The organism is Prauserella flavalba, from assembly GCF_003202235.1.
Classification (GTDB): Bacteria; Actinomycetota; Actinomycetes; order Mycobacteriales; family Pseudonocardiaceae; genus Prauserella_A; species Prauserella_A flavalba.
This window is the reverse complement of the sequence record NZ_MASU01000017.1, coordinates 129758-140488: the sequence shown is the minus strand read 5'-3', so window position 1 is coordinate 140488 and position 10731 is coordinate 129758. Positions and strand designations below refer to the sequence as shown.

The 10731-nt window shown below is 70.7% G+C and carries 12 protein-coding genes; 9 read left to right on the top strand and 3 right to left on the bottom strand.

What is annotated here, in order from left to right:
* Positions 1-25: 25 nt before the first annotated feature.
* The 3 genes from BA062_RS34240 to BA062_RS34230 are packed head-to-tail and all read left to right on the top strand — an operon-like array spanning position 26 to position 3164.
* Positions 26-802, top strand: a complete 777-nt coding sequence (locus tag BA062_RS34240) for a glutaminyl-peptide cyclotransferase (protein ID WP_110343281.1) — start codon at positions 26-28, stop codon at positions 800-802.
* A gap of 42 nt (positions 803-844) precedes the next feature.
* On the top strand, positions 845-2650 hold the full coding sequence (locus BA062_RS34235) for an MFS transporter (protein ID WP_110343280.1): 1806 nt from the start codon (positions 845-847) through the stop codon (positions 2648-2650).
* Positions 2651-2660: 10 nt separating this feature from the next.
* Positions 2661-3164 (top strand): DUF2771 family protein, encoded by a 504-nt coding sequence (locus BA062_RS34230; RefSeq protein ID WP_110343279.1) that lies wholly within the window; start codon positions 2661-2663, stop codon positions 3162-3164.
* 112 nt (positions 3165-3276) lie between these two features.
* On the opposite strand, the gene BA062_RS34225 is transcribed toward BA062_RS34230, so the two are convergent.
* On the bottom strand, positions 3277-3663 hold the full coding sequence (locus BA062_RS34225) for a cold-shock protein (protein ID WP_110343278.1): 387 nt from the start codon (positions 3661-3663) through the stop codon (positions 3277-3279).
* Positions 3664-3825: 162 nt separating this feature from the next.
* Between BA062_RS34225 and BA062_RS34220 the strand changes: the two genes are divergently transcribed.
* Positions 3826-4059: a hypothetical protein gene (locus BA062_RS34220; RefSeq protein ID WP_110343277.1), complete on the top strand. Its 234-nt coding sequence runs from the start codon at positions 3826-3828 to the stop codon at positions 4057-4059.
* Here BA062_RS34220 and BA062_RS34215 read toward each other — a convergent pair.
* A complete protein-coding gene (locus BA062_RS34215) occupies positions 4025-4624 on the bottom strand; it encodes an HAD family hydrolase (protein ID WP_110343329.1) in 600 nt (199 codons plus the stop codon). The genes BA062_RS34220 and BA062_RS34215 overlap by 35 nt on opposite strands.
* A 129-nt stretch (positions 4625-4753) precedes the next feature.
* Between BA062_RS34215 and BA062_RS34210 the strand changes: the two genes are divergently transcribed.
* From BA062_RS34210 to BA062_RS34200, 3 genes are read left to right on the top strand one after another with little or no spacing between them, the layout of a single operon-like run.
* Positions 4754-5344 (top strand): TetR/AcrR family transcriptional regulator, encoded by a 591-nt coding sequence (locus BA062_RS34210; RefSeq protein ID WP_110343276.1) that lies wholly within the window; start codon positions 4754-4756, stop codon positions 5342-5344.
* Between the two features lie 16 nt (positions 5345-5360).
* Positions 5361-6326, top strand: a complete 966-nt coding sequence (locus BA062_RS34205; RefSeq protein WP_110343328.1) for a R2-like ligand-binding oxidase — start codon at positions 5361-5363, stop codon at positions 6324-6326.
* A gap of 48 nt (positions 6327-6374) precedes the next feature.
* Positions 6375-7412 carry an ion channel gene (locus BA062_RS34200; RefSeq protein WP_110343275.1) on the top strand — a complete coding sequence of 346 codons (1038 nt, stop codon included), beginning with the start codon at positions 6375-6377 and terminating at the stop codon, positions 7410-7412.
* On the opposite strand, the gene BA062_RS34195 is transcribed toward BA062_RS34200, so the two are convergent.
* Complete coding sequence (locus tag BA062_RS34195; protein WP_110343274.1) at positions 7409-9067, bottom strand: AMP-binding protein; 1659 nt, start codon at positions 9065-9067, stop codon at positions 7409-7411. The two genes, BA062_RS34200 and BA062_RS34195, sit on opposite strands and share 4 nt — an antisense overlap.
* A gap of 116 nt (positions 9068-9183) precedes the next feature.
* Here BA062_RS34195 and BA062_RS34190 point away from each other — a divergent pair, with 116 nt between their 5' ends.
* Together BA062_RS34190 and BA062_RS34185 are read left to right on the top strand one after the other, a co-directional pair.
* Complete coding sequence (locus BA062_RS34190; RefSeq protein WP_110343273.1) at positions 9184-9942, top strand: PhzF family phenazine biosynthesis protein; 759 nt, start codon at positions 9184-9186, stop codon at positions 9940-9942.
* Complete coding sequence (locus BA062_RS34185; protein WP_110343272.1) at positions 9942-10703, top strand: PhzF family phenazine biosynthesis protein; 762 nt, start codon at positions 9942-9944, stop codon at positions 10701-10703. Before BA062_RS34190 ends, BA062_RS34185 begins: the two co-directional genes overlap by 1 nt.
* Positions 10704-10731 lie beyond the last annotated feature (28 nt).

The window sequence follows — 10731 nt, the reverse complement described above, 5'->3', positions numbered from 1 at the left end:
TCAGGCTGGTGACGTGAAGCGCGTCATGACCATCCTCGCCGTCGTCGCGGTCGTCGGAGCCTGTGGAGCCGCCGCCGAGGACCCCGCTCCCGGGCCCGCCTCCGCCGAGCGACTGCGGGTCGAGGTGGTCGGGGAACTGCCCCACGACCCGCAGGCGTTCACCCAGGGCCTCGAGTTCTCCGGCGACACCCTCTACGAGGGCACCGGGCTCGTCGGCCGTTCGTCACTGCGCGCCGGCCCCGCCGGTGCCGAGCCGACGCGCCAGGTCGCGCTGCCCGAGCCGCTATTCGGCGAGGGCATCACCGTGGTCGACGACACGGTGTGGCAGCTGACCTGGCAGAACGGCGTCGCCATCGAGCGCGACGCGCGGACGCTCGCCGAGCGGCGCCGCGTCGGGTACTCCGGAGAGGGCTGGGGCATCTGCCACCAGCCGGGGCGCGATCGGCTCGTGATGAGCGACGGCACGTCCACGCTCACGTTCCGCGACCCCCGGACCTTCGCCGAGACGGGCTCGGTGACGGTCGCCGATGCCGGTCAGCGGATCGAGGCGCTCAACGAGCTGGAGTGCGTCGGCGACGACGTGTACGCCAACGTCTGGCAGACCGACGAGATCGTGCGGATCGACTCCCGCACCGGCGCCGTGACCGCCCGGATCGACGCCTCCGGCCTGCTCGAACCCGGCGAGGAGGAGGGCGCCGACGTGCTCAACGGCATCGCCGCGTATCCGGGGACGGACCAGTTCCTGATCACTGGGAAGCTGTGGCCGAAGATGTTCAGGGTGAATCTCGTCCCGGTGTCCTGATCGCGCAGCGCAGGACGCCCTGAGTACGGCAGGATTGGGTACATGCGTTCGAGCAGGAGGGGCAAGCGGAAATGGACGCCCGAACCCGGGGCGAACCAGCCGCCTGCCGAGCGCACCCGCGTCACCCCGCCGCCGAGGCCGACCAGGGCCTACCGCCCCGAGCCCGCACCGCAGCCGACCGCCGACGAGGCACCGACCGGAGCCGTGCCGGTGCAGACCCCGCCGGTGTCGTCGCAGCCGCCACCACAGCAGCCGCCGCCGGGTCCGCACCGGGGTGCCCGCCCGTACCCGCCGCCTCCACCGAGGCCGTGGAACCAGCCGCCTCCGCCGCCGCAGCCGCCCCGGGACTACGAGCGCTACGACACCGGCGGCTACGCGCCCGGCCAGCCGAGGGACACCGACAACCCGGGCAGGCAGGCGCAGGACGACGACAGGGCGCGCGCCGAGCACCGCTTCGACGGCGCCGACAACAGCCTGCCGAAGCTGCCGAAGAAGCTCACGGTCACGCGGGTGGCCGCGCTGCGCAGCCGCCAGCTGTCGGGCCAGGCCGTCGACGCCTTCCGCAGGGCCACCAAGGCCGACGGCGCGGAGAAGTCCGGGCTCACGTCGCTGACCTACGCGGTGATGCTCAACTACGCCAGCGACGCCGCGATGGCCGTCGCGCTGGCGAACACGCTCTTCTTCGCGGCCAGCAGCGGTGAGAGCCGGGGCAAGGTCGCGCTGTATCTGCTGATCACCATCGCGCCGTTCGCGCTCGTTGCCCCGGTGATCGGTCCCGCGCTCGACAAGATCCAGCGGGGCCGCAGGCTCGCGATGTGCGTGGCGTCGGCGGGTCAGGCGCTCATGTGCGTGCTGATGGCGCTGAACTTCGACTCGTGGGTCCTCTACCCCGCCGCGCTCGGGAAGATGGTGCTCTCGAAGTCGTTCATGGTGCTCAAGGCGGCCGTGACGCCACGCGTGCTGCCACCGGAGATCACGCTGTCGAAGACCAACGCGCGGCTCGCCGTGTTCGGGCTCGCCGCGGGCGGCGCGTTCGGCGCCGTGGCCGCCGGTATCAACTCCGTCATCGGCTCGGCGGGCGCGCTCTGGTTCACCGCCGCCATCTGCGTGGTCGGCGCGGTGCAGGCGATGCGGATCCCGTCGTGGGTCGAGGTCACCGAGGGCGAGGTGCCCGCGTCGCTCAGCCAGCGCATGCCGGTGCGGAAGAAACGGCAGCCGATGGGCAGGCACATCGTGGTCGCGCTGTGGGGCAACGGCACCATCCGCGTGCTCACCGGCTTCCTGATGATGTTCGCCGCGTTCGCGGTGAAGGCGCAGACCGAGGAGGGCGACTACAGCCCGTTCATGCAGCTGCTGCTGCTCGGCATCATCGGCGCCGCGGCCGGTGCGGGCGGCTTCCTCGGCAACGCGCTGGGCTCGCGCATGCACTTCGGCAAGTCCGACCAGGTGGTGCTCGGCTGCGTCGCCGCGACGCTCGCGTCGACGATCCTCGCGGCACTGCTGGCCGGGCTCGCCACCGCGGCCGTGGTGGGCCTCGTCGGCGCCACCGCGAGCGCGCTCGCCAAGAACAGCCTCGACGCGGTGATCCAGGACGACCTGCCCGAGGAGTCCCGCGCGTCGGCGTTCGGCCGTTCGGAGACGGTGCTGCAGCTGGCATGGGTGTTCGGCGGCGCGGTGGGCCTGCTGCTGCCGCCGACGTACTGGATCGGCTTCCTCGTGGTGTCGGTCCTGCTCGCGCTCGGGCTCACGCAGACCTACCTCGTGCGCAAGGGTTCCTCGCTCGTCCCCGGACTCGGCGGCGACCGCCCACTGCGCCCCGATCCCGCCGGCGCGAGGCGGGGACCGTAATCTTCGGGTCATGCGACGTGCGGTAGTAGCGGTCCTCGGTGCCGCGGCGGTGGTTCTGGCCGGCTGCTCTGGTACCCATTTCCCGGAGGTCACGTTCTACGCCGACGGCGAGTCGGTGGTCGCCGAGCCGTACGACGTCTACTGCGACGGGATGCTGAAGGAGTGCGAGCCGGCGGGCCAGCGCGTGTCGCTGAAGGTGCGCCCCGGCAAGTCCGTGCAGGTGTCGCTGCCCTCGGAGATCACCGACACCGTGTGGACGCTGTACGCGGAGTACCGCGACGCCTCCGGCGCCGTGAAGCTGCTGCCGCCGCGCACGTTCACCGACCGCGACGACCCGCAGACCGCCGTCACGGTCACCCCGGAGAAGCCGACCGATCAGCTGCTGACGGTGGAGATCCAGCAGCTCGGCGGCGCCTACGCCGCCGACCAGCAGGGCAACCCGATCCTCGACGAGAACGGCAATCCCCAGCTGCTCGCGCGCGGCGTGTGGTCGCTGAAGATCGACCCGGCGTAACCCCTGCCGACCCGGCTGGCCCGACCGAGCCCGACCGCAGTGAAGGCCACCATGCCTGCGTTGAACGCAGGCATGGTGGCCTTCACTGCAGTTTGGGGACCGCTGGGTGCGCTTAGGGGTCGAGGTCCCTGGCGACGGCGCGCATCACCTCGGCGATCCGCTTGATGTTCTTGCGATCCGGGTAGCGGCCACGGCGCAGGTCCGGCTGGACCCGCATCTCCAACAGCTTGATCATGTCCTCGATCAGGCCGTGCAGCTCCTCGGCGGGGCGCCTGCGCGCCTCGGCGACCGAGGGCGGGGGGTCGAGCAGCCGAACGGAGAGAGCCTGTGGTCCACGCCTGCCATCGGCGACGCCGAACTCCAGCCGCTGCCCGGCTTTGAGGGCCTCCACCCCCTGCGGTAGCGCGGACTTCCGGATGTAGACGTCTTCGCCGCCATCCTGCGTGACGAAGCCGAATCCCTTGTCCGCGTCGTACCACTTGACCTTGCCGGTCGGCACTGCCCTCACCCGTTCCTTCGCTACTCCTGCAACGCGCCCGGCCGCCGTGGCCGGCCCCGCACGACGAACGCGCCCCAGGTGCGTACCCAGGACGCGTATCCATCAAGCCTATCTCGCCACACACCGTACGGAGAAGGACATAGTGCGCCCTAAGATGGCGACATGGAGACCGCCGTCCGCGACACCGCCGCGAACCCCGCCCGTAAGTCCTGGTTGATGAGGCTCGGCATCGCGCTGTTCGCCCTCGGCATGCTGGCCGTCGTCGTCGTGTTCGTCCTCTTCGCCGCCGGGCTGGAGGACCTGCCCGTGTGGCTGTCGGCGGCCGCGGGCGTGATCACGCCGCTCGGCCTTGGCCTCGGCCTCATCGCGCTGGTCCGCGAGCACCGCCAGCGCTAGCCGCCAGCCAGTCCGGGAACTCGGCGAGCGAGTCGAGCACCACGTCCGCGCCCGCCGCCAGCAGTTGCTCGCGCGTGCACGGTCCCGTGGCGACGCCGAGCGCGATCGCTCCCGCGGCCCTCGCGCCCTCCATGTCACCGGTGTAGTCGCCGACGTAGGCCACCGCGCCGTGCTCGGTGAGCGCCGCCGCCTTCCCGGTCGCCCACAGGTCGCCCACGAGGGTGTCGACGTCGAACGCCAGCGCCTTCACGTGCAGTGCCGCGTTGGGCTCGTACTTGCCCGTCACGACCAGCGTCGTGCCACCGAGCCCGTGCACGGCCTCCAGCGACTCGGCGGCGCCGGGCAGCGCGACCGTGCGCGACACCACCACGTCCGGGTAGATCTCGCGGAACCGGGTGACGAGTTCGGGAATCCGCTCCTCCGGGGTCTCGAAGCCGCGCAGCACGTGGTCGAGCGGCGGGCCGAGGTTGGCCGCGAAGTACTCGCCGTCGAGCGGATAGCCGCTCTCCTCCGCGAGTTGCCCCATCGCCGCGATCATGCCCGGCCGAGGGTCGATCAACGTCATGTCCAGGTCGAAGCCGACACACCCCACACGTATCCCCACCAGGCCACCGTATCGGGTCGCCGGAGTTTACATCCGAACGGAGGATGTCGAGCTTCTTGACACAAAACGCAGCTATGTCAAGCTGGGCACGTGTCGCAGGTCACCTCATTCACCGAACGCACGAAGGCGTCGCTGCGGGAGCAGCTGCTCGACGCCGCCACCGACCTGCTGCCCGCACGCGGGTACGCGGGGCTGCGGATGGCCGACGTCGCGGCCAGGGTGGGCGTCAGCAGGCAGACCGTCTACAACGAGTTCGGCGGCAAGGCCGCGCTCGTGCAAGCGGTGGCGCTGCGCACGATGGCCGAGTTCGCCGAGGGCATCCAGCGGCGCCTCGACGCCGCGGCCGACGTGCTCACCGGCGTGCACGACGCGACGGTGTTCACCATCGAGCACGCACGGCGCAACCGGCTGGTCGCCGCGGCCCTCGGCACCGAGGCGGGCGAGGACCTGCTGCCCTACCTCACCACCCGCGGTGAGCCAATTCTCCGCGCCGCGGGCGAGGTGGCCGTGGCGTACCTGCGCGAACGGCTGCCCGGACTGTCCGATCCGGACTTCGTCGCCGAGACCCAGATCCGGCTCACGCTGAGCTATCTCGTGCTGCCGACGCACACGGCGCAGGAGGCGGCGGAAGGCGTCCGCGCCGTCCTCGCGGCACTGATCCATTCGTCCACAACGGAGTGAAACGGAAGGGATGACCATGACCGGCACCATCGCACCGCACCGGGAAGGCTTTCAGTCACTGCGCCGCGGAGGGCTCAACTGGGAGTCGTTCCCGCTGCGCCTTTTCGTCAAGGGCAACAAGAAGTTCTGGAACCCCGCCGACATCGACTTCAGCGCCGACCGTGCCGACTGGGAGGCACTGAACGACGAGGAGCGCCGCTCGGCGACGTACCTGTGCGCCCAGTTCATCGCGGGCGAGGAGGCGGTGACCGAGGACATCCAGCCGTTCATGCAGGCGATGGCCTCCGAGGGCAGGCTCGCCGACGAGATGTACCTGACGCAGTTCTGCTTCGAGGAGGCCAAGCACACCGAGGTGTTCCGGCGCTGGATGGACGCCGTCGGCCTCACCGAGGACCTCCACCCCTACGTCGCGGAGAACCCCCACTACCGCAAGCTCTTCTACGAGGAGCTGCCCGAGTCGCTGCACGTGCTGGCGAGCGATCCCAGCCCCGCCAACCAGATTCGCGCGAGCGTCACCTACAACCACGTGATCGAGGGCAGCCTCGCGCTCACCGGGTACTACGCGTGGCAGAAGGTCTGCACCGTGCGCGGGATCCTGCCCGGGATGCAGGAGCTGGTGCGCCGCATCGGCGACGACGAGCGCAGGCACATGGCGTGGGGCACGTTCACGTGCCGCAGGCACATCGCGGCCGACGACTCGCTGTGGGAGGTCGTCCAGCAGCGCATGGGCGAGCTGCTCCCGCACGCGCTCGGCATGATCGAGTGGGTCAACGCCCAGTTCGAGGAGCCGCCGTTCGGCATCGACAACCAGGAGTTCGTCCAGTACGCGGCCGACCGTGCCCAGCGCAGGCTCGGTGCGATCGAGTCGGCAAGGGGTGCCGACCTCGCCGCCATCGACGTGGACTACTCACCGGAGCAGCTGGAGGAGACCTTCGGTAACGAGGACGCCAAGGCCTTCGCCGAAGTCGCCTCGGGGAGTTGATCGTCGGCTAGGCTTCGCCGAAAAGGGGGCGAGAACTCCGGGAGAAGCGTGCCGTTCCTGCTGTCGCGACTGCTCGCGAGAATCAGCGTGCTCACGAGCTGGGCCACTCCCTTCGTGGTGATCCTGTTCGTCTTCGCGACGAGCTGGCCGCTCATGGCGCTGGCCGAGCCCAACGGCAGCGAGCTGGTGCGGCCCGGCAACTACTGGTGGTACTTCGTGGTCACCACGTCCACCGTCGGCTACGGCGACTTCTTCCCGGAGACGGTGCCCGGCCGAGTGGTGGGCGCCTACGTGGTCGTCGGCGGCATCACCGCGCTCACCACGGTGTTCACCAAGATCGCGTCCGTGCTCGAACGGCGAAGGGGACGGCGAATGCAGGGTTCCGGGACCGTCGACGCGTCGGGTCACGTCGTGCTCATCGGCTACACGCCGGGCCGCACCGAGCGCATCGCGGCCGAGCTGCTGGCCGACGCCACGGCGAGCAAGCTCGTGCTGTGCGCGTGGGACGACGTGGGCCCGCATCCGATGGCCGACCAGCCCGTCGACTACGTGCGAGGCGACGTGACCGACGACGACGTGCTGCGCCGGGCCGGCGTGCACCGCGCGGCCGGGGTGCTCGTGGACGCCCGCGACGACAACGAGGCGCTCGCGATCGCGCTCGCCGTCGACCACCTCACCAGCGACGTGCACACCGTCGTGACCCTGCGGGACCTCGCGCGCTCCTCGCTGCTGGGCTACGTCGGCGAGCGGATCCGCTGCGTCCAGTGGCACACGCCCCGGATGATCACCGAGGAGCTGCAGTCCCCGGGCATCGCCGAGGTGTACGCGGAGCTGATGACCCACGGCGGCGCCAACACCTACTCGGTGACCCTGCCCGAGTCGGCGGGGCCGGTGCGGGCGGGAGACTGCCGCACCGCACTGGACCGCCGCCACGGCGCGACACTGCTCGCCGCGCGCGCCGGCGACAGGCTCGTGGTCAACCCGGGCTGGGACGACGAGCTGTCGCCGGGCTCCGTGCTGTACTACGTCGGCTCGCGGCAGCTGGCACCCGAGGAGGTCGCGGGCGCACTGCGCGACCACGTCTAGGCGTGCTTGAGCCTCGCGATGTCCTCGAGTCCCAGCAGTTCCACCGACTTCGCCCGCATCTCGACCTTGCGGACCTTGCCGGTGACCGTCATCGGGAACTCCTCGACGACGTGGACGTAGCGCGGGATCTTGTAGTGCGCGAGCTTGCCGGAGCAGAACTCGCGCAGGCTCTCGGCGGTCAGCGCCTCGGCACCCTCACGCATCCGGACCCACGCCATCAGCTCCTCGCCGTACTTGGAGTCGGGCACGCCGATCACCTGCGCGTCGAGGATGTCCGGGTGCGTGTAGAGGAACTCCTCGATCTCCCGCGGGTAGATGTTCTCGCCGCCCCTGATCACCATGTCCTTGATGCGACCGGTGATGTTGACGTAGCCCTCGTCGTCCATCACCGCGAGGTCGCCGGTGTGCATCCAGCGCGCCGCGTCGATCGCCTCGGCCGTCTTGTCCGGCTGCTCCCAGTAGCCGAGCATCACCGAGTACCCGCGCGTGCACAGTTCGCCCGGCTCCCCGCGCGGCGCGGTGAGGCCCGTCTCCGGGTCGACGATCTTGACCTCCAGGTGCGGGCCGACGCGGCCGACCGTGGAGACGCGGCGCTCGATCGAGTCGTCGGCACGCGTCTGCGTGGACACCGGCGACGTCTCGGTCATGCCGTAGCAGATCGACACCTCCGCCATGCCCATCCGCTCGATGACCTGCTTCATGACCTCCACGGGGCACGGCGAGCCCGCCATGATGCCGGTGCGCAGCGACGACAGGTCGAACGACTCGAACGACGGATCGGACAGCTCGGCGATGAACATCGTCGGCACGCCGTACAGCGACGTGCAGCGCTCCGCCTGCACCGCCTCCAGCGTGGCCTTCGGCTCGAACGACGGCGCCGGGATCACCATGCACGCGCCGTGGCTCGTCGCCGCGAGGTTGCCCATCACCATGCCGAAGCAGTGGTAGAAGGGCACCGGGATGCAGATGCGGTCGGCCTCGGTGTAGCCGCACAGTTCGCCGACGAAGAAGCCGTTGTTGAGGATGTTGTGGTGGCTGAGCGTCGCACCCTTCGGGAAACCGGTGGTGCCCGACGTGTACTGGATGTTGATGGGGTCGTCGGCGCTGAGCGTGGCCTGCACGTCGGCGAGCCGCGCGCGGTCGGCCCGCCGACCGGCCTCCAGCAGCGCCGTCCAGTCGGCACCGCCGAGGAGCACGACGTCGGTCAGCGCCTCGCAGCGTGGCCTGACCTCGGCGATCATGCCCGCGTAGTCGGAGGTCTTGAACTTCTCCGCCGCCACCAGCATCCGGATCCCGGCCTGGTTCAGCACGTACTCCAGCTCGTGCGACCGGTAGGCGGGGTTGATGTTGACCAGGATCGCGCCGATCTTCGCGGTCGCGTACTGCGTGAAGGTCCACTCGGCACAGTTCGGCGCCCAGATGCCCACCCGGTCGCCCTTGCCGATCCCCTTCTCCAGCAGGCCGAGCGCGAGAGCGTCGACCTCGGCGGCCAGCTCACGGTAGGTCCAGCGCTGTCCCTTCGGCCGGTCGACGAGCGCGTCGCGGTCGCCGAAGCTCTGCACGGTGCGGTCGAAGTTGTCGCCGATCGTGTCTCCGAGCAAGGGCACGTCGGAGATACCGGATGAATAGCTGGGAACTGCGGGCGAGTACGACATGCTGCCCCTCCTCCACGTCGGCGTTGACGGCTCGGTCGCAGTCTAGGAACGCAAGGTGGAACCGGCCATCTGCAAATGGAGGGGATCGCACCACCCGATCCGCCTATTGTCGCGATATGCGGTTGTTTCTCGTGGATGCCTTCACCGACCGGCCCTTCTCGGGCAATCCCGCCGGCGTCGTGCTGCTCGACGAGCCCGCCGACGACGCGTGGATGCAGCACGTCGCGGCGGAGCTCAAGCACTCGGAGACGGCGTTCGTGGTGACGACGGAAGAGCCGAAGCCGCTGCGCTGGTTCACGCCCACCACCGAGGTCGATCTGTGCGGGCACGCCACGCTCGCCACCGCGCACGTGCTCGGCGGCGAGCAGGTGTTCAGCACCCGCTCCGGTGCGCTGCGCTGCACGGCGGAGAACGGGCGGGTCGCGATGGAGTTCCCCGCCGATCCGCCGAAACCGGCCGAGGTGGACGTGTCGGCGGGGCTGCCGGGGCTCACGCCGGAGCACGTCGCGCGGGGTGTGTCGGACGTGCTCGTGGTGGTGGCCGACGCCGGTTTGGTCCGCGGCGCCGAACCGGATCTCGATGCGCTCGCCACGGTGGACGCGCGCTGCGTGATCGTCACCGCGCGGGGCGACGAGCCCGGGATCGACTTCGTCAGCCGCGTCTTCGGCCCCGCGGTCGGCGTTCCGGAGGACCCGGTGACGGGCTCGGCGCACTGCACGCTGGCGCCGTACTGGGCGGAGCGGCTCGGCCGCGCCGAGCTGGTCGGCGAGCAGGCGTCGGAACGGGGCGGCATCGTGCGCACGGCTCTGCTGGGCGAGCGTGTCCGGCTCTCGGGCTCCGCCGTCACCGTCGCCGAGGGCGAGCTGCTGGTCTGATGCGCCTCTTCGTCGTCGACGCGTTCACCGACCGGGCCTTCGCGGGCAACCCGGCCGGCGTCGTGCTGCTGGACGAACCCGCCGACGCCGCGTGGATGCAGCACGTCGCCGCGGAGCTACGACACGCCGACACGGCGTTCGTGGTGCTCGGCGAGGAACCCAAGCCGCTGCGCTGGTTCACCCCGCTGGCCGAGGTGAACCTCTGCGGGCACGCGACGCTCGCCACGACGCACGTACTCAGGGGATCGCACGTCTTCACGACCCGCGCGGGCGAGCTGCGGTGCGAGTCACGCGACGGCTGGGTGCGCCTGGACCTGCCCGCCGACGTGCCGGTGCCCGCGAGCGACGATGTCTCGGCACTGCTACCCGGCGTGGAGATCGAGGACGTCACCCGCACCTCCGACGACATCCTCGTGCGGGCCGCGTCCGCCGCGCAGGTGCGGGCCGTCGAGCCGGACCTCGCCGGACTGGCCCTGCTCGACGTACCGTGCGGCGTGACGGTGACCGCGCCCGGCGACCGGCCTCGGCTCGACTTCGTGAGCCGCGTCTTCTCGCCCAAGGTCGGCATCCCCGAGGACCCGGTCACCGGCTCCGCGCACTGTGCGCTGGCGCCGTACTGGGCGGAGCGGCTCGGCCGCACCGAGCTGGTCGGCGAGCAGGCGTCGTCGCGCGGCGGCATCGTGCGCATGCGCCTGCGTGGCGACCGCGTCCACCTTTCGGGGCAGGCGGTGACGGTCTTCGCGGGCGAGCTGAACTGCTGAGCCGCCGCCGCGACCGGCCCAACGGGCA

Bases quoted from the DNA above. Each gene is read 5' to 3' on its own strand.
- BA062_RS34205 (WP_110343328.1), top strand. From the start codon at position 5,361: ATGACCGGCACCATCGCACCGCACCGGGAAGGCTTTCAGTCACTGCGC.
- BA062_RS34195 (WP_110343274.1), bottom strand. From the start codon at position 9,067: ATGTCGTACTCGCCCGCAGTTCCCAGCTATTCATCCGGTATCTCCGAC.
- BA062_RS34220 (WP_110343277.1), top strand. From the start codon at position 3,826: ATGGAGACCGCCGTCCGCGACACCGCCGCGAACCCCGCCCGTAAGTCC.
- BA062_RS34235 (WP_110343280.1), top strand. From the start codon at position 845: ATGCGTTCGAGCAGGAGGGGCAAGCGGAAATGGACGCCCGAACCCGGG.
- BA062_RS34240 (WP_110343281.1), top strand. From the start codon at position 26: ATGACCATCCTCGCCGTCGTCGCGGTCGTCGGAGCCTGTGGAGCCGCC.
- BA062_RS34215 (WP_110343329.1), bottom strand. From the start codon at position 4,624: ATGACGTTGATCGACCCTCGGCCGGGCATGATCGCGGCGATGGGGCAA.
- BA062_RS34230 (WP_110343279.1), top strand. From the start codon at position 2,661: ATGCGACGTGCGGTAGTAGCGGTCCTCGGTGCCGCGGCGGTGGTTCTG.
- BA062_RS34190 (WP_110343273.1), top strand. From the start codon at position 9,184: ATGCGGTTGTTTCTCGTGGATGCCTTCACCGACCGGCCCTTCTCGGGC.
- BA062_RS34185 (WP_110343272.1), top strand. From the start codon at position 9,942: ATGCGCCTCTTCGTCGTCGACGCGTTCACCGACCGGGCCTTCGCGGGC.